Genomic DNA, 17,370 nt, shown 5'->3' with positions numbered 1-17,370 from the left:
CACCGTGGGTATGTCACCCGCGTTAACCTCTACCCAAGGGGTAGCCGTGATCGCGTCGTGACGCGGGTTGGGTTACACAAACCTACGCAGGAGAATTTGATGACCTCAGCGACCATTCCGGGTCTGGACACCGCACCGACGAAACATCAGGGACTGCTGGCCTGGGTTCAGGAGGTCGCAGAGTTGACTCAGCCTGACCGGGTGGTTTTCGCCGACGGGTCCGCCGAGGAGTACGACCGTCTGGCGGCCCACCTGGTCGAGGCGGGCACTTTCCAGAAGCTGAACGAAGAGAAGCAGCCGAACTCGTACCTGGCGCTCTCCGATCCGTCCGACGTCGCCCGCGTCGAATCACGCACCTTCATCTGCTCCGAGCGCGAGATCGATGCCGGCCCCACCAACAACTGGATGGATCCCACCGAGATGCGCGGGATCCTGGCCGACCTCTACCGCGGTTCGATGCGCGGCCGCACCATGTATGTGGTGCCGTTCTGCATGGGTCCGCTCGACGCCGAGGATCCCAAGCTCGGCGTGGAGATCACCGACTCCGAGTACGTCGTGGTCTCGATGCGCACCATGACCCGCATGGGCCAGGCCGCGCTCGACAAGATCGGTGACGACGGCTTCTTCGTCAAGGCGCTGCATTCGATCGGTGCACCGCTGGAGCCCGGTCAGAAGGATGTGCCGTGGCCGTGCAACGACACGAAGTACATCACCCACTTCCCGGAGACCCGCGAGATCATGAGCTTCGGCTCGGGTTACGGCGGTAACGCGCTGCTGGGCAAGAAGTGCTACTCGCTGCGCATCGCCTCGGCCATGGCGCATGACGAGGGCTGGCTCGCCGAGCACATGCTGATCGTCAAGCTGATCTCCCCGGAGAACAAGGCCTACTTCATCGCCGCGGCGTTCCCGTCGGCTTGTGGCAAGACCAACCTCGCGATGCTGCAGCCCACCATTCCCGGCTGGCGTGCCGAGACCGTCGGTGATGACATCGCCTGGATGCGGTTCGGCAAGGACGGCCGCCTCTACGCCGTCAACCCGGAGTTCGGTTTCTTCGGCGTCGCGCCCGGCACCAACTGGGATTCGAACCCGAACGCGATGAAGACGATTGCCGCGGGCAACACCGTCTTCACCAACGTCGCCAAGACCGACGACAACGACGTGTGGTGGGAAGGCCTGGAGGGCGAGCCCGACCACCTGATCGACTGGAAGGGCCAGGACTGGAACCTGCGCGAGGCGGAAACCAAAGCGGCGCACCCGAACTCGCGCTACTGCACCCCGATCTCCCAGTGCCCGACGCTGGCGCCGGAGTGGGACGACCCGCAGGGTGTGCCGATCTCGGCCATCCTGTTCGGTGGGCGTCGCAAGACCACGGTCCCGCTGGTGACCCAGGCCCGCGACTGGCAGCACGGCGTGTTCATCGGAGCCACTCTGGGTTCCGAGCAGACCGCCGCCGCAGAGGGCAAGGTCGGTACCGTGCGCCGCGACCCGATGGCCATGCTGCCGTTCCTGGGCTACAACGTCGGTGACTACTTCCAGCACTGGATCAACATCGGCAAGAACGCCGACGAGTCCAAGATGCCCGCGGTCTTCTTCGTGAACTGGTTCCGCCGTGGCGACGACGGCCGCTTCTTGTGGCCGGGCTTCGGTGAGAACAGCCGCGTGCTGAAGTGGGCCGTCGAGCGCATCGAGCACAAGGCCGACGGCAAGAGCACGCCGATCGGCATCGTGCCGACCGCGGCGGACCTGGACCTGTCCGGGCTCGACGTGGATCCCGCCGACGTGGACGAGGCCCTGGCCGTCAACGCCGAGGAGTGGAAGGCCGAGCTCCCGCTGATCGAAGAGTGGTTCGAGTTCGTCGGCGAGAAGCTGCCCACCGGCATCAAGGACGAGTTCGACGCTCTCAAGCACCGCCTGAGCGAAGAGGCCTAACCCTTTCCAGAACCGACTGGCCAGTTATTGCACGCAAGTTGCGAAAAAGCGTGCGATAACTGGCCTTTCGGCTGTCTAGGCGGGGGTCACGCGCGGGCCGGCCACCACATGCGCTCTCCCAGCAGGCTCATCGCGGCCGGAACCAGGTAGGTCCGCACCACGGTGATGTCGAGTAGCAGGCCGATGCCGATGGTGGATCCGATCTGCACCAGGTTGAGCACCGTCCCGCTGGTCAGGGCGAACATCGTGATCGCGAAAACCACTCCGGCGGTGGTGATCACGCTGCCGGTGCTGCCGAATCCTCGGATGATGCCGCTGGTCACTCCGCTGTGGGATTCCTCGCGGATCCGGGCGGCGAACAACATGCTGTAGTCGGCGCCGACGGCGACCAGGGCCATGAACGCCACCGGGAACACCGACCAGTCCAGGCTGATGCCGATCAGGTGTTGCCAGATCAGGGTCGACATCCCCGCCGCAGCGCCGAAGGACAGCACGACCGCGGCGATCATCAACACGGGCGCCACCAGGCTGCGCAGCATCACGATCAGTACCAACAGCACGGCTGCCACTGCGACGACACCGAAAAGTGCGAAATCACGCCAGGTTTGGTCGAGGTGGCGTTGGGACAGCGAAGCCAGGCCGGTCGAATTGATCTGGGCGTGCTCCAGCACGGTTCCCGTTGCGGCATTGTTCGCCGCTGCGATGACATCCGGCACCGCGCCCATGGCCTCGGCGCCGTACGGGTTGACCGACCAGACCACCATCATGCGGGCGCTGCGGCCGTCGGGGGAGATGAGCATTCGTTCACCTGCGGTGAACCGTCGGTCCGCGCGGCCCTCCTCGGGCAGGTAGAAACCCCGGCCCGCGCCGGTGCTCGTGTCGGCGGACATCCGATGAAGGAAGTCCGACGCGCGGTTGAGCCCCGCACTGAGTTCGGTGGTCAGCGCCATCATGGTGTCAGTGCCGGACTTGACCTGGCCCAGCCCGGTGGTGAGTTGGCCCAGACCGGTTGACAGTTCGTTGATTCCGGACATCAGCCGGTTGAGATCGCCCCGCGTCTGCTCGGGCGTGCGGGTGCCCAGCTGGTCGAGCATGGTCCGCAGGCCTTTGATACCCGCGCGAAGGTCGGGCAGCGTTTCCAGCGCGGTGCTCACCGGGCGCTCGGGGACCAGCGGGGCGGCGAGCGTCAATCCGGTGATCGCGAGCTGCGCCTTCCCGCCGGTGGCCGCATTGAGGTCGGCGAATGCCTGCCGTGCGCGCATGCAGTCCGCTGCGCAGTCGGGGCCGGGGTCGGCTGCCGTGAGTGGGTCGAACACCGCGTGTACGGCTGCCGTGGGAACGGTCAATTTGTCACGGGTGGCATCGATCTCGTTCACCGCACCTTCCAGTGCGTCGGTGGCGCCGGACATGGTGCGCACGACCGCGGACACATCGAGCGATCCGTCAGAGACGGTGTCTACCACCCGGTTCGCGGATTCCAGGGTGCCGAGCAGGTTCCGGGTGAGCGTGACGAGATCGTGGGCGCCCTTGGCGAGTTCGGGCAGCCTTTCGGCGGCGCCGGCGGAGCCGTCGTGCAGCTGGGTGACCCCTGAGGCCAGGCGTTTCAGCTGCGGTATGGCCTGTTCGACGCGATTGTGGGCGTCCGCCAGACCGGCGCCGACTTGCGCGGTTTGAGACCCGATGGCCGTCTCGGGCAAGGGTTTTCCCTCGGGCCGGGTGATCGAGCGGACGTAGGCGACCTGGGGAAGGTTGCCGATGGACATGGCGATCAGGTCCAGCGCGGCCAGGTCATTGGTGTTGCGCATGTCGTGGTCAGCCCGGACGGTGACGAATTCCGGGGCTCCCTCGTTGACGCCCCAATGGCGGTAGACGGCCTCGTAGCCTCGCTTGCTGTCGGTGGCGCGCAACTGCATGGCGTTCTCGTCGATGTTCGGTTCGAACGTGAACAGCACTGAACTGGTGGCGAGCAGGAACGCCAACGATGCGGCGACGAGGGCCGGGGCCCGGCGGATGATGGCCGCACCGCGCTTGCGCCAGCGTCGTTCATCGAGGGGTCGGGGTTCGGCATAACCGCGCCGGCCCCACAGTGCCATGACCGCGGGGGTCAGCGTCAGACTGACCGCCGCCGCTATCGCGATCGCGAGCGCGATGGGCGGCCCGGCGGTGCGGAACATCCCGATCTTGGTGAAAATCATGGCCATTCCGGCCCCGGCAATGGTCAGGGCGGAGGCAATGACGATACCTGCGGTATGCGCACCGGAGCGGGCCACCGCGTCGTCGACACCCAGCCCTCGTCGTCGGCCCTCGTGGTAGTTGGCCAGCAGGAAGATGCCGTAGTCCGTGGCCGCGCCCAGCACCATCGCGGTGACCAGCGCGATGGTGAAGTTCGAAACCGTCATCAGTTCGTGTCCGCCCAGCCACGATATGGCCGGCCGCGCCACGGCCAGCGAAATGCCCACGGTGAGAAGGGGAATCAGCGCGGTCAGGAGCGACCGGTAGACGGCGAGCAGTAGCAGCGTGATCAGCACGACCGATACCACGGTGATGATGGCCAGCGAGGTGTCGATGGCGGAGAACAGATCCGACAGCGTCGGTGCGGCGCCCGTGAAATGTACGTCGAGCCCGGCCGGGCGAGGAAGTTCTTCGACCACGGCACGGACGTTCTCGGTGGAACGGTGCGCGCGGGTCGAGCCGACGTCCCCGGTGGTTGCCACGATCAGGTGGATGGCCTTCCCGTCGGGGCTCAGGCCGAGGTCCTCCAGTCCGCGGGTGCCGTAGGTGTCGAGCACGTAGGCGACGTCGTCCTTGTCGGCCACCAGTCGCGATACCAGGTCGCGGTAGTAGTCGGTGTCGGCGGTGCCGAGGACCCGGTCGCTGGACACCACGATGCTGCCGACGGCAGTGGTGTCGGGGACGTCGAAGTCGCGCGACATCTGCCGGAGGGTTTCGGTGGTCGGACTCTCAGGGGTGAACGGCGCAGAGTGCTCGGCCACCGTGCGCTCGAGCTGGGGGATGGCCAGATTGAGCACGCCGGCCAGGGCCAGCCACGCCCCGAGGACCACCCATGCATACTTCGCGCAGACTCGGGCGAGTTTGCCGAAGATCGCCAGATTGTGCATTTCGGCATCGTAGACCAATCGGTCTACGCGGGGTCAACTAGGATGGACCGACTGGTCTATTCGGTGATGGAGAGGGGTGGCGGCGGTGGCAGGCCCGCGGGAACGTCTCATTCTGAGCGCGATCGAGTTGATGCGTGAGTACGGCGTTCACGGGACGGGCCTCAGCGATCTCCTGGAGCGCAGTAATACCGCCCGAGGCTCGATCTACCAGCACTTTCCAGCGGGAAAAACGGAACTGATGGAACAGGCGACGCTGGAGGCCGGGCGGATCATCACCGCCAGGATCGAGGAGTTGACGCAGGCCCTGCCCGCTGAGGACGTGATCGGCGCCTTCATCGAAGGCTGGAAGCACAACCTGATCGACAGTGATTTCACCGGCGGATGTCCGATCGTGGCGGCCGCCCAGGCAGGGCCGGACGCCCTGGCGGTGCGCGAAGCTTCGGCAACGGTGTTTGCTGACTGGGCCAGAGTGATCGCTGCTTCGATCGAGTCCAAGGGCGTGGACGCTGCGACCGCCGTCTCACTCGGCAGCTTCATCGTCAGCTCCCTCGAAGGTGCCATCATCCAGTGCCGCAGCGCCAGGTCGCTGCAACCCCTCGACGACGCGAACACCAGCCTGACGCTGTTGTTGCGCCGGATTCTCTAGCGCGAGCAGACGCGCAGGTGCCCAAAACGGGCTGATTCCGGGGCTTTCATGTCTGGTCGGCGAGGGTCGTTCGGGCCAGGTCAATCTGTTCGAATGCATAATCGGCGATCTCGGTGGTGGTCATGGTGGCACCGGTCATCGCCAGCGATTGGTAGCGCTCCTCGCCGAGCACGTCGCGCAGATGGGCGATCGCGCCGCTGATCTCGGGAAAACTCGGGTATCCGATTGCAGCCGTGGTGAACCCCATGATGGTAGTCGCCGGCTCGTGAATGCCCAGTCGAACAAGCAGCGCCGCGAGCAACCCAAGCGTGACTCGCATGAGCTCCGTGGTTCCGGAATCGTAGTAGTGCCGCACGGTTTGGGCGATGTAACCAAACGCCTCGGCAAGCTCGCCGCGGTCGGCTGCGAGCCCCGCCAGAAGTCCCGCGATGATGGAAGTCTGCTGCCGGTCACCGCTTTCGTCGGCGATCACCAGTGCCCGGCGAAGGGCTTCGTACGCCGCAGTGGGATCGGACTCCCGCCGGGCCCAGCCGTATCCGAGCAGCGCCGCGCCCGCCAGGCTGGGATTGTCGGCGGCCGCGGCGGCCGCGAGCAGGTTCTCCGACACCGCCATTGCTTCGGCCGCGGCGCCGCAGACGGCCAGCGACACCACCATCACCGCCTCGCTGGCGGTGTGGCCGTCCGGACGCCGCGCAATGCTGGTCCGGCACCACTCAACTGCCCGCTCGGGCCGACCCGTCGTGCTGTACCCGGCGGCTACCACACACGAGAACGCGTCACCCACGTCGTCGAACTCTCCGCTGTCGATCGCCGCCCGGGCTGCGTCGGCGTATTCGTCGAAGTCGTTGAGTCGGCCCAATGCCGCACAGTTCGCAGCCCCCACGTACAACTGCGCCAGCCGCGGATGTCGTGCGGCTCTTGCGAGTGGGATCATCTCCTCGGCCCAGGCGATGGGCTCCCACTGCTCGAGGAAGTACCCGAGGAAGATCGACGTCACCGCGATCGTGGCGGCGGTATCGAGGTCGCCGTGATCGGCCACCCATCGGAATGCTGCACGCAGGTTCGGTAGTTCGCCGGAGAACCATGCGTAGGACTCCCGCTGACGCGGGCTGTCCCACAAGGCAAGCACTTCGGGCTCCAGGTTTGCGAAGTAGCGCGCGTGCGCGGCGCGGACAGTTTCGCCGTCGCCTGAGCCGACGAGTTGTTCCTCGGCGAACTGGCGGATCGTCTCCAGCATCGAATAGCGGGTTCGCGCGGATGCCCGGTCGGCCACCAGCAGCGACTTGCGGACCAAGGCATCGAGGAGATCCAAGGTGATGAGTTCGTCGCCGGAACCCGATACCGCGCACGCTCCCGCCAGATCGAATCCGCCGGCGAACACTGAACACCTTGCCAGTAGGGCCTTTTCATCGCTTTGCAGGAGGTCATAGGACCATTGCACAGCGTGGCGCAGCGTCTGGTGGCGCTCCAACCCGCGGCGTGCTCCGATGAGCAATCGGAAGCGATCATCGAGGCGGTCCCGCACCTCGGCAGCTGTCATCGACCCGGTGCGGGACGCTGCAAGCTCGATCGCCAACGGAATCCCGTCGAGCTTGCGGCAGATCTCGACTACTGCGGCGGCCTCCGCCGGTGCGGTGAACGTGGCGTACGGCGATACCGCCTGCGCCCGATCGATGAACAATGCGGCGGCGGCCGAATTGCTGCCCGCCCGGATATCCAACGACGGTACCGGCCAGAGCTGTTCGTCGTTGAGTCGTAGCCCTTCCCGGCTGGTGGCCAGGATTCCGACGGTGTCGGAATGGGCGAAGATCCGTTCGACCAGATCCGCTGTGGCATCCAGGACGTGTTCGCAGTTGTCGAGCACCAGCAGCCGGGATCGGCCTTCCAACGCCACAGCGACACTGTCGGAGACGCTCAATCCTGCCTGTTGGGTGATGCCGAGCACGGCTGCGACCTCATCAGGGACGGCCGCCGGATCACCGACTGCGGCAAGTTCGATGACGAACACCCCATCCGGGTACCTGTCTGCGGATCGTGAAGCCAATTCCAGTGCGAGTCGGGTCTTGCCGACACCGCCGACACCGGTCAACGTCACCACGCGGTGTGCTTTCAGGGTCGTGTCCAACTCGTCGAGTTCGGCCGCACGGCCGATGAGGCTCGTGCTCGGCGTCCGCAGATTGCCCGGCTGGGCATCGATCGCATTCAACGGTGGGAACTCGGTGCGTAGGCCATCTGCCCGAACCTGGAACAGCTCAACAGGTTTGGTGATGTCGCGCAGCGTGCGGGTGCCAACCGAGATGAGGTTTACGTCGCTCAACATGCCGGATGTCACTCCGTCGAGCAGGATCTGTCCGCCGTGGCCGGCGGCCATGATGCGGGCCGCTCGGTTGAGCACCGGGCCGAAGTAGTCGTCGCCGCGCAATTGAGCTTCTCCGGTGGCGATACCCATTCGGACCGGCAATCCCAACTCCCGCTGCGCGGCCACCGCGGCCTCGACGGCGCCCGCTGGTGAGGTGAAGACAGCACACACCCCGTCGCCGGTGTGTTTGAACGCCTGTCCTTCATGCTCGGTTATCGTCCGATGCAGCACCTCATCGTGGACCTCGAGCGCCGCCCGCATGGCGTCACGGTCGGCCTCCCACCGTCGAGTGGATCCCTCGATATCGGTGAACAGAAACGTGAGGACTCCCGACGCCATGTCTGGGCCGTCCTCAGCGCCATTCGGTGAATCGCATCGGCGCTCCCCACGCTCGATCCGCTGGGCGTTCTGACATCGTAGGTCCGCCGCACCCGACCAGGGCCGTGATTAGCGGTGCGGGCGGACTGAGTGCTTCTGCAGTCAAAGACCTGCTCACGGCCTGCGCGGTGGGTGTAACCCCGCCCTAATTGACACCTGTCAAGTGGCGCCCGTTACAGTGCCATCATGCAGATCCGCGAGCATGCCGAGGCCAACCCCGAAAAGCCGGCGATCATCCTCCACCCGACGGGAACCGTCGTCACCTTCGGTGAGCTCGAAGCCCGCGCGAATCGGCTGGCCCACTACTTCCGGCAGCAGGGTCTGCAAGAGGGCGATGTGGTCGCGATTCTCATGGAGAACAACGAGCACATGCACGCGGTGATGTGGGCGGCGCGCCGCAGCGGGCTGTACTACGTGCCGATCAACACGCATCTGACCGCCGCCGAGGCGGCCTACATCATCGACAACAGTGGAGCCAAGGCCATCGTCGGCTCCGCTGTCCTCAAGGACGTCCTGAGCGGTCTGGAGAAGGAGCTGCCCAACGGCTTGCCGGGCACCCTGCTGATCGCCGACGGAGCCGAATCGTCGGCGACCAGCGCCTCCGGCGAGCTCGACGGTTGGAAGCGCTACCCCGAGGCCGTCGCCGATCTGCCCGCCACCCCGATCGACGACGAGTTGGACGGCGATCTGCTGCAGTACTCGTCGGGCACGACGGGCCGGCCCAAGGGCATCAAGCGCGACCTGCCGCATGTGCCGCCGTCGGAAACCCCGGGCATGATGTCGGCGCTCGTCGGATTCTGGATGCAGCCGGACTCGGTCTATCTCAGTCCCGCGCCGCTCTACCACACGGCGCCGTCGGTGTGGTCGATGCAGACCCAGGCCGCCGGCATCACCACGGTGGTGCTCGAGAAGTTCGACGCCGAAGGTTGCCTGGAGGCGATCCAGAAGCACAAGGTCACCCAGGGACAGTTTGTGCCGGTGATGTTCACCCGCATGCTGAAACTGCCTGAGGATGTGCGTAATTCGTACGACCTGTCGAGTCTGAGGCGCGTGATGCACGCCGCCGCGCCGTGTCCGGTCGAGATCAAGAAGCAGATGATCGACTGGTGGGGTCCGATCGTCGACGAGTACTACGCCTCGTCCGAGGCCATCGGTGCGACGGTGATCTTCGCCGAGGACTGGCTGACGCACCCGGGTTCGGTCGGTAAGCCGATGAACGGTCTGGTGCACATCCTCGACGAGGACGGCAAGGAGCTGCCACCCGGTCAGGCCGGTGAGATCTTCTTCGAGGGCGGTGCCGATTTCGAGTACCTCAACGACGCCGAGAAGACCGCGTCCTCGCGGGATTCTCATGGCTGGAAGACCGTGGGCGACATCGGATATGTCGATGAGGACGGCTACCTGTACCTGACGGACCGGCGCCACCACATGATCATCTCGGGTGGGGTGAACATCTACCCGCAGGAAGCCGAGAACATGCTCGTCGTCCACCCCAAGGTGATGGATGCCGCGGTCTTCGGCATCCCGGACGACGAGATGGGGCAGAGCGTCAAGGGCGTGGTGCAGACCGTGGACCCGGCCGATGCCACCCCGGAATTCGCCGAGGAGTTGCTCGCCTGGTTGCGTGACAAGCTGACGCATTACAAGTGCCCGCGGACCATCTCGTTCGAGGCCGAGCTGCCCCGCACCGATACCGGCAAGCTGTACAAGCAGGGGCTGATAAACAAGTACTCGTGATCCACGAGCTGCCCGCGGGAATCCGGGTCGGGGTCGACACCCCGACCGATGCCGTGACGTTCACGTTGACCGAACGCCCCAGCACTGACCGGCGAGCGGTCACCGTGGAGTCGGTTCAACGGGCTCTGGACGAACTCACTGAGCGCTGCCGGACGTGGCCGCAGGCCGCCGCGGTGTGTGACGACGTGCTGCGTTCGTTCGATCCGGGCGGGCAGACCCGAGCCGGGGTGATCACCGAATCGCTGGCCTACTCAACGCTGCAGTCCGGAGGAGAGTTCGCCCGGTGGCTGGCCGATCGTGGACCGGCCACCGCGCCGCTACTGCCCGACCCGGTGCAGGCCCACCGCGACGGGAACACCCTGCACGTCCGCTTCAACCGGCCCCAGCGGCACAACGCGTTCTCCACTGACGCCCGGGGCGCCCTGCTGGAGGCCCTCGAGGTGGCCCGGCTGGATCCGTCGGTCGACGAGGTGGTCCTCGGGGGAAATGGCCGATCCTTCTGCAGCGGAGGCGATCTGGCCGAGTTCGGCTCGTTCGACGACCCGGCGAGCGCCCACCTGGCCCGTACCCGGCACAGCCCGGCCCTGGTGCTCGATGAACTCACCGAAAGGCTGAGGCGGCGCTGCCGCGCCGAGGTGCACGGTCAGGTGCTGGGCAGCGGTCTGGAGATGGCTTCTTTCTGCGGGTGGGTCCGCTGCCACCCGGACGCCGTGATAGGCCTGCCGGAACTGGCTCTGGGGCTGATTCCGGGCGCGGGCGGCACGGTGAGCATCACGCGGCGCATCGGCCGGTGGCGCACCGCGTATCTGGTGCTCTCCGGGCACACCATCGACGCCGCGACGGCCCAGACGTGGGGCTTGGTCGATGAGGTGCGACCCGAAACGGTGACTCCGCGGTGAGGGCGGTCCCTTCTCGCACTTCCGCGCCCTAAACGCAGGATCACCGTCGGTGAATGGCATAGTGCCAGATGTGAAACAGGGTGGTCCGTACTTCGATGACCTGGTGGTTGGCCAGGTATTCGACACCGCACCGTCGATGACGCTGACCGCCGGTGCGGCAGCGACGCACCAGGCGATCCTCGGCGACCGCTTGCGGCTGGCACTCGATGCCGACCTCGCCACCGCGGTGACCGGCGAACCGGGGCCGCTGGCGCACCCCGGGTTGGTCTGCGATGTGGCGATCGGCCAGAGCACGCTGGTGACGCAGCGGGTCAAGGCGAACCTGTTCTACCGCGGCCTGGCGTTCCACCGCTGCCCGGTGATCGGTGACAGCCTGTACACCCGCACCGAAGTGGTTGGTCTCAAACAGAATTCGATGAAGCCGGGTCGTGCGGCCACCGGCCTGGCCGCCCTGCGGATGACGACCGTCGACCAGTTGGACCGCAAGGTTCTCGACTTCTACCGCTGTGCGATGTTGCCGCTGTCCGGCGATGACGTCGATACCGGACACGCCGACGATCTATCGGCGATCGGGGCCGCTACCACCGCGCCGAACCCCGCGGCAGGCTGGGATGCCGAGGCATTCCGCGCCCGGGTACCCGGGCCGCATTTCGATCCGGGCCTGTCCGGCGCGGTGCTGCACAGCACCGCAGATGTGGTCAGTAGCGCGCCGGAACTGGCCCGGCTGACCTTGAATATTGCTGCCACCCATCACGACTGGCGGGCGGGCGGTCAGCGCCTGGTGTACGGCGGACACACCATCGGGCTCGCGCTGGCCCAGGCCAACCGGTTGTTGCCCAACCTGGTGACCGTGCTGGGCTGGGAGTCCTGTGACCACACCGGTCCGGTGCACGAGGGCGACACCCTGTTCAGTGAGCTGCACGTGGAGTCGGCCGATGCCGGGGTGCTGCGGTTGCGCTCGCTGGTGTACGCGGCCGGCGGACCCGACGACCCCGATCGCCAGGTGCTGGACTGGCGGTTCAGCGCGTTGCAGTTCTGATGGCGGAGTTGGCGATTCCGAGGGCACTGCTGAGGCAGGCCCAGGAGGTCGCCGACGGCTTCACGGCACACACCGGTGTCACGCTCGATGCCACCGAACTGCTGACCGGCCGCGCCGCGCTGATGGATATCGCGCCCCGCGGACAGATCTCGGCCGGTGGGGCTACGCGCCTGTTGGCTGCTCGCGACGGATGGTGCGCCCTGACCCTCTCGCGGCCCGACGATATCGCCATGATCCCCGCACTGCTGCAGGCTGATTCGGTAGCCACCGATGCCTGGCCGGCGATCCGGAGATGGGTGGCGGAAACCGGCGCCGCGACGGTCGCCGAACGCGCTCGCCTGCTCGGATTGCCGGTCGGCGTACTGGGTGAAACCCGGCCGGCGCCCCCGCTGGTGCACCCGCTCGGCTCCGCCGGGCCCGCGGCGCTCGCCGGGGTACTGGTGGCCGATCTGTCGTCGATGTGGGCCGGGCCGCTGTGCGGTCAGCTGCTGGCCCGGGTCGGCGCCACCGTGGTCAAGGTCGAAAGCTGGAGCCGGCCGGACGGCACCCGCGCCGGTGAGCCGGAATTCTTCGACTGGATGAACGGTGGAAAGCTCTCGTACGCTACTGATTTCGACGATCCCAGTGAGCTGGCCGCACTGATCGACGCGGCCGATGTGGTGATCGAGGCTTCGCGACCGGCCGCGCTGGCCCGTCGCGGCCTGGGGCCCGACAAAGTCTCGGACAGGCCAGGGCGGATCTGGCTGCGCATCACCGGTCACGGTACCGACGGGGGCAGGGCCGACTGGGTGGCGTTCGGCGACGATGCTGCGGTATCCGGTGGTCTGGTCGAATACCGCGACGGTGCACCGATGTTCAGCGGGGACGCCATCGCCGACCCTCTCACCGGACTGCACGCCGCTGCCGCGGTGGCGCAGTCACGGGCACGCGGTGGCGGTGAACTGATCGAGTTCTCGATGGCGGCGGTGGCTGCCGGATACCGCTCTTCGGACGATGACGGCACCCGGGCGCAGGCGGTCCGTCCCACATCAGGTGCGGCAGGCCCCGAACTCGGAGCCCACAACGAGGCGGTGCGCCGGTTGGTGGCGGAACGGACCGATGCCCCATGCTGATTCGTCGTGCGACGTTGCTGGACGGAGCCGTGGTCGACATCCGGGTCGGTGAGACCATCGAGCAGGTCGCGGCGTCGCTGTCGCCCGAGCCCGGTGAAGAGGTGCTCGACGCGGCATCGGGTGCCGTGATCCCAGGGCTGCACGATCACCATCTGCACGTGCATTCGGCTGCAGCTGAGCAGGATTCGATCCGGGTCGGCCCAGCCGAGGTGGTCGGCGAGGCCGCACTGGTGCAGGCGCTGACGACCGCAGTGGTGGGCAGTGACGGCTGGATCCGGGCCGTCGGCTATCACGAGGCGGTGGCCGGCCCGTTGGACCGGCACATGCTGGACCGGTTGATGCCGGGCACACCGGTACGGGTGCAGCATCGCAGCGGGGTGATGTGGACGGTGAATTCGCCCGGCCTCGCGGCCCTGGGATTGGGCGATCATCCCGATGGGCGGCTGCGCAGCGCGGACCCGACCTGGGCGGATGCATTGCAACGGCGTCCCACCCAGATCGCGGAGTTCAGCGCCCGCCTGGCCGGTTATGGCGTCACCGGCGTCACCGATGCGACCCCGGACCTTCAGCCGGCAGACCGCCCCATCGGGATGCGTCAGCGCGTGCACTACCTGGCACCGGGCAAGCGAATCCTGCACGATGACGGACTCGACCTCGACGAGCTGACGGCCTGGATTTCCGAGCGGCACCGTGGCGGTCAACCGGTGGCGGTGCATTGCGTGACGGCGGCCCAACTCGTCGTCACCATCGCCGCGCTACGCGCCGCGGGCAGTCACCCGGCCGACCGGATCGAGCATGCCGCGATGGTGCCCGAGGACTGTATCGACGACCTCGTCTCCCTAGGGATCACGGTGGTGACCCAACCCAATTTCGTCGCGGAGCGGGGCGACCAGTACCACGCGGATGTGCCTCGCGCCGAACACGATCAACTGTGGCGACTCGCGACTCTGCTGGCCGCCGGGGTCTCGGTGGCGCTGTCCACCGATGCGCCGTTCGGTGCCCCTGACCCATGGGCGGCCATGCGCGCTGCGGTGCACCGCCGCACCCCGCACGGTGTGGTGCTGAACCCGGTCGAACGGATTTCGGGGCGTCGTGCGTTGACGCTCTTCCTGGGCAGCGCCGGGAACCCGGCCCGGCCGCGCAGCATCGCCCCCGGCCAACCTGGTGACCTGTGCCTGCTGGCGGGCTCCCCGCAGCGCGTGGTGGATACGCTCGACGCCGATCTGGTGACCACCACCATCATCGCCGGTGCGGTGGTGTTCCGCCGGTGACCCGCGACAGTGTGTGGCGGGTACCAGGCATGCCCGCATTGCTGGCCTGTGCCGCACTGGGATTCGCCGGCTTCTCCCTGCTGCTGCCGGTGGCCCCGATGTGGGCGGTCCGGATCGGCGCGGACAACTTCGGAGCGGGAGTGGTCAACGGCCTGCTCATGCTGTGCACCGTCATCGCGCAGTTGTTGGTCGGGCGGTTGTTGCGGCGCGCGGGATGGGCGCTCACGCTGACGCTCGGGCTGGTGCTGCTGGGAGCGCCGGCACTGCTGCATCCGCTGGCCACTTCCCTGTGGCAGGTGTTGGTGCTGGCGGCGTTGCGTGGACTGGGTTTCGGCGTCCTGACGGTCTGTGGTGTCAGCGGTATCGCGGCGCTGATCCCGCAGGAGCGCCGCGGCCGGGCGATCGGCGCGTACGGGCTGGCCATCGCGGCACCGCAGTTCGTGCTCATCCCGCTGGCGCCGTGGCTGGCCGAGCATGTGGGCTATCAGCTGGTGTTCGTGCTGGCCGCCGCCCCGCTCCTAGGGCTACCGCTGGCTTTCGCCCGCCCGGCACCGATCCTGTCCCACGAGGCACACTCCGATCGGCTGCACGGTGTCGGAGGACTGGTCGGACCGATCGCCGCACTCGTGGTGATCACCGCGGCCGGCGGCGGAATCCTGACCTTCGCCCCGCAACTGGGTGGCGCCACCACCGCATTCGCGGCGCTGCTCGGAATGACCGGGACGGCCGCGCTGGCCCGGTGGTGGATCGGGGGTGTCGCCGATCGTCACGGCCCGGCGAGATTCATCGCCCCGATGCTGGGAATCGGTGCGGTCGGCCTTGCGGTGATCGGGATCGGTGTCGGCTCGACCCGCGGCGCAGCCGGGGTGATCTTCGGCTGTGTCCTGCTCGGGATCGCTTACGGGGCCCTGCAGAACCTCACTCTGGTGCAGGCGTTCGCCGCGACCGGTGAGCACGCGCGCGGGGCGGTCAGCGTGGCCTGGAACGTCGGATTCGACACCGGTACCGGTCTCGGCTCTCTGGCTGTCGGTGCGCTGGCCACCTCATTCTCGTTCCCGACGGCATTCGCGGTGATGACAGCCGCGTGTGTGGCGGTTGGGCTGATGTGGGTACTCACCCGCCATGATGGGCAATCAGGCCGCGGCGCCGCTGCTTGACGCGCTGCACGAGTACCACATTTCCAACCGGTACGGGTTCTCGCCGCCGGGGCATCGCCAGGGCCGCGGGGTCGATCGGCGGGTGCTGCGGGTACTCGGTCGAGAGCCGTTCTTCAGCGATGTGTTGGCCAGTGGCGGTCTCGATGACCGCCGGATGAGCAATGGCTATCTGAAGCAGGCGGAGGACCTGATGGCCGAGGCCGTGGGAGCGCGGGCGGCCTGGTTCTCGACGTGCGGCAGTTCGCTGTCGGTCAAGGCCGCCATGATGGCGGTGGCCGGGTGCGACGGCAGTCTCCTGCTCAGCCGGGACAGCCATAAGTCGGTGGTGGCCGGCCTGATCTTCTCGGGTCTGGTGCCCCGCTGGATCACCCCGCAATGGGACGCCGAACGCCACCTGTCTCATCCGCCGTCACCGCAACAGGTCGAGGAGGCCTGGCAGCGGCACCCGGATGCGGCCGCCGCGCTGATCGTCAGCCCCAGTCCGTACGGCACCTGCGCCGACATCGAGGGCATCGCACAGGTTTGTCACCGCCGGGGCAAGCCGCTGATCGTCGATGAGGCGTGGGGCGCGCATCTGCCCTTCCACGAGGATCTGCCGACGTGGGCGATGAACGCGGGTGCGGACGTGTGCGTGGTCAGCGTGCACAAGATGGGCGCCGGTTTCGAGCAGGGCTCGGTGTTTCATCTGCAGGGCGACCTCGTGGACCAGAACCGGTTATCGGCATGTGCGGATCTCCTCATGACGACGAGTCCGAACGTACTGGTGTACAGCGCGATTGACGGCTGGCGTCGGCAGATGGTCGAGCACGGCCACGAGTTGATGGGCGCCGCACTGGAACTGGCTGAACGGACCCGGCGCGAGATCGAGGAGATCGACGACGTCGAGGTGCTCGACAAGGAGCTGCTGGGCAAGCAGGCCTCACACGATCTGGACCGGTTGCAGGTGCTGATCGATGTGTCGGGGACCGGTACGTCGGGCTACCAGGCGGCAGACTGGTTGCGCGAGCGCTGTGAACTCGACCTGGGGATGACCGACCATCGCAGGGTCCTGGCCACCATGTCGTTGGCCGACGGCCCGGATGCCGCGGGCCGGTTGGTCGAGGCGTTGAAGCTGTGGCGCAAGGCCGCTTACGATTTCGACCCGCCGCCGCGGGTCGATCTGCCGTCGCCGACGGAGTTGGAGCTGGAGACCGTGGCGTCGCCCCGCGATGCGTTCTTCGGCCGGGTCGAGGATGTTCCGGTGGAGCAGGCGGCCGGCCGGATCTCCGCCGAACAGATCACCCCGTACCCGCCGGGCATTCCGGCAGTGGTTCCCGGTGAACGGATCAACGAGGCAGTGCTGGATTACCTGCGTACCGGTTTGGCGGCAGGGATGAACGTGCCGGACCCCGCCGATCCTTCGCTGCGCAGGGTTCGCGTCGTCGCGTAGGCGATCCGAAGGTCGGCGACCAGTCCGAAGAACGCACACCCAGGAGCACGACGGCTTCCGATGGCTGGGACCCAAATGCTCAGCGCCGGCGTCACGATGCCGGTCGCAAGGTGATCCTCATGTCATGCGAGTTCGGCGGCTGGCCGAACCAATCACTACGCACCCCCGCGGCGGGGGCCCCGAGTAGGATAGTATCCTGGATACATTAATGGTCACGACCGAAAGGGAGCGAGACTTGCGTTCTTGGCAAAGCAAGAGGGACGGGGCGACCAGTGCGCTCTGCGGCCATCTCACC

At 67.1% G+C, this 17,370-nt stretch carries 11 protein-coding genes; 9 read left to right on the top strand and 2 right to left on the bottom strand.

Going from position 1 to position 17,370, the window contains the following annotated elements; translation table 11 throughout:
- Positions 1–99 precede the first annotated feature (99 nt).
- Positions 100–1,929: a phosphoenolpyruvate carboxykinase (GTP) gene (locus tag AC4ELH_RS11530; protein ID WP_064879804.1), complete on the top strand. Its 1,830-nt coding sequence runs from the start codon at positions 100–102 to the stop codon at positions 1,927–1,929.
- Between the two features lie 86 nt (positions 1,930–2,015).
- On the opposite strand, the gene AC4ELH_RS11525 is transcribed toward AC4ELH_RS11530, so the two are convergent.
- Positions 2,016–5,048 (bottom strand): MMPL/RND family transporter, encoded by a 3,033-nt coding sequence (locus tag AC4ELH_RS11525; RefSeq protein WP_498884538.1) that lies wholly within the window; start codon positions 5,046–5,048, stop codon positions 2,016–2,018.
- A 76-nt stretch (positions 5,049–5,124) separates the two neighbouring features.
- Here AC4ELH_RS11525 and AC4ELH_RS11520 point away from each other — a divergent pair, with 76 nt between their 5' ends.
- On the top strand, positions 5,125–5,694 hold the full coding sequence (locus tag AC4ELH_RS11520) for a TetR/AcrR family transcriptional regulator (protein WP_448448056.1): 570 nt from the start codon (positions 5,125–5,127) through the stop codon (positions 5,692–5,694).
- A 46-nt stretch (positions 5,695–5,740) separates the two neighbouring features.
- Here the strand turns inward: AC4ELH_RS11520 and AC4ELH_RS11515 are convergent, their stop codons facing one another.
- Positions 5,741–8,392, bottom strand: coding sequence for an ATP-binding protein (locus AC4ELH_RS11515; RefSeq protein ID WP_498884536.1), 2,652 nt, complete (start codon positions 8,390–8,392; stop codon positions 5,741–5,743).
- 225 nt (positions 8,393–8,617) lie between these two features.
- Here AC4ELH_RS11515 and fadD4 point away from each other — a divergent pair, with 225 nt between their 5' ends.
- The 7 genes from fadD4 to AC4ELH_RS11480 all read left to right on the top strand — a co-directional run bounded on the left by fadD4 (position 8,618) and on the right by AC4ELH_RS11480 (position 17,075).
- Positions 8,618–10,168: a fatty-acid--CoA ligase FadD4 gene (fadD4, locus tag AC4ELH_RS11510; protein ID WP_498884534.1), complete on the top strand. Its 1,551-nt coding sequence runs from the start codon at positions 8,618–8,620 to the stop codon at positions 10,166–10,168.
- A complete protein-coding gene (locus tag AC4ELH_RS11505; protein WP_498885023.1) occupies positions 10,168–11,067 on the top strand; it encodes an enoyl-CoA hydratase/isomerase family protein in 900 nt (299 codons plus the stop codon). The genes fadD4 and AC4ELH_RS11505 overlap by 1 nt, the downstream gene beginning before the upstream one ends.
- 136 nt (positions 11,068–11,203) lie before the next feature.
- On the top strand, positions 11,204–12,106 hold the full coding sequence (locus tag AC4ELH_RS11500; protein WP_498885022.1) for a hotdog family protein: 903 nt from the start codon (positions 11,204–11,206) through the stop codon (positions 12,104–12,106).
- Positions 12,106–13,218, top strand: a complete 1,113-nt coding sequence (locus AC4ELH_RS11495; protein WP_448448062.1) for a CoA transferase — start codon at positions 12,106–12,108, stop codon at positions 13,216–13,218. Before AC4ELH_RS11500 ends, AC4ELH_RS11495 begins: the two co-directional genes overlap by 1 nt.
- The gene (locus AC4ELH_RS11490) at positions 13,212–14,489 is read left to right on the top strand and encodes an amidohydrolase family protein (protein ID WP_498884532.1); all 1,278 of its coding nucleotides are present in this window, start codon (positions 13,212–13,214) and stop codon (positions 14,487–14,489) included. Before AC4ELH_RS11495 ends, AC4ELH_RS11490 begins: the two co-directional genes overlap by 7 nt.
- Positions 14,486–15,646 carry an MFS transporter gene (locus AC4ELH_RS11485; RefSeq protein WP_498884530.1) on the top strand — a complete coding sequence of 387 codons (1,161 nt, stop codon included), beginning with the start codon at positions 14,486–14,488 and terminating at the stop codon, positions 15,644–15,646. Before AC4ELH_RS11490 ends, AC4ELH_RS11485 begins: the two co-directional genes overlap by 4 nt.
- Entirely contained in the window at positions 15,612–17,075 is a 1,464-nt protein-coding gene (locus AC4ELH_RS11480; RefSeq protein ID WP_448448068.1) for an aminotransferase class I/II-fold pyridoxal phosphate-dependent enzyme, read from the top strand. The genes AC4ELH_RS11485 and AC4ELH_RS11480 overlap by 35 nt, the downstream gene beginning before the upstream one ends.
- Positions 17,076–17,370: the final 295 nt, after the last annotated feature.

The organism is Mycobacterium shunyiense, from assembly GCF_058270075.1.
Note: the sequence above shows the minus strand (reverse complement) of the source record. Positions and strands in the feature narration are given on the sequence as shown.

What these genes read in the sequence shown, in the direction of transcription:
- AC4ELH_RS11495 (WP_448448062.1), top strand. Translation starts at nt 12,106, where the DNA reads ATGGCGGAGTTGGCGATTCCGAGGGCACTGCTGAGGCAGGCCCAGGAG.
- AC4ELH_RS11515 (WP_498884536.1), bottom strand. Translation starts at nt 8,392, where the DNA reads ATGGCGTCGGGAGTCCTCACGTTTCTGTTCACCGATATCGAGGGATCC.
- AC4ELH_RS11530 (WP_064879804.1), top strand. Translation starts at nt 100, where the DNA reads ATGACCTCAGCGACCATTCCGGGTCTGGACACCGCACCGACGAAACAT.
- AC4ELH_RS11480 (WP_448448068.1), top strand. Translation starts at nt 15,612, where the DNA reads ATGATGGGCAATCAGGCCGCGGCGCCGCTGCTTGACGCGCTGCACGAG.
- AC4ELH_RS11500 (WP_498885022.1), top strand. Translation starts at nt 11,204, where the DNA reads ATGACGCTGACCGCCGGTGCGGCAGCGACGCACCAGGCGATCCTCGGC.
- fadD4 (WP_498884534.1), top strand. Translation starts at nt 8,618, where the DNA reads ATGCAGATCCGCGAGCATGCCGAGGCCAACCCCGAAAAGCCGGCGATC.
- AC4ELH_RS11490 (WP_498884532.1), top strand. Translation starts at nt 13,212, where the DNA reads ATGCTGATTCGTCGTGCGACGTTGCTGGACGGAGCCGTGGTCGACATC.
- AC4ELH_RS11525 (WP_498884538.1), bottom strand. Translation starts at nt 5,048, where the DNA reads ATGCACAATCTGGCGATCTTCGGCAAACTCGCCCGAGTCTGCGCGAAG.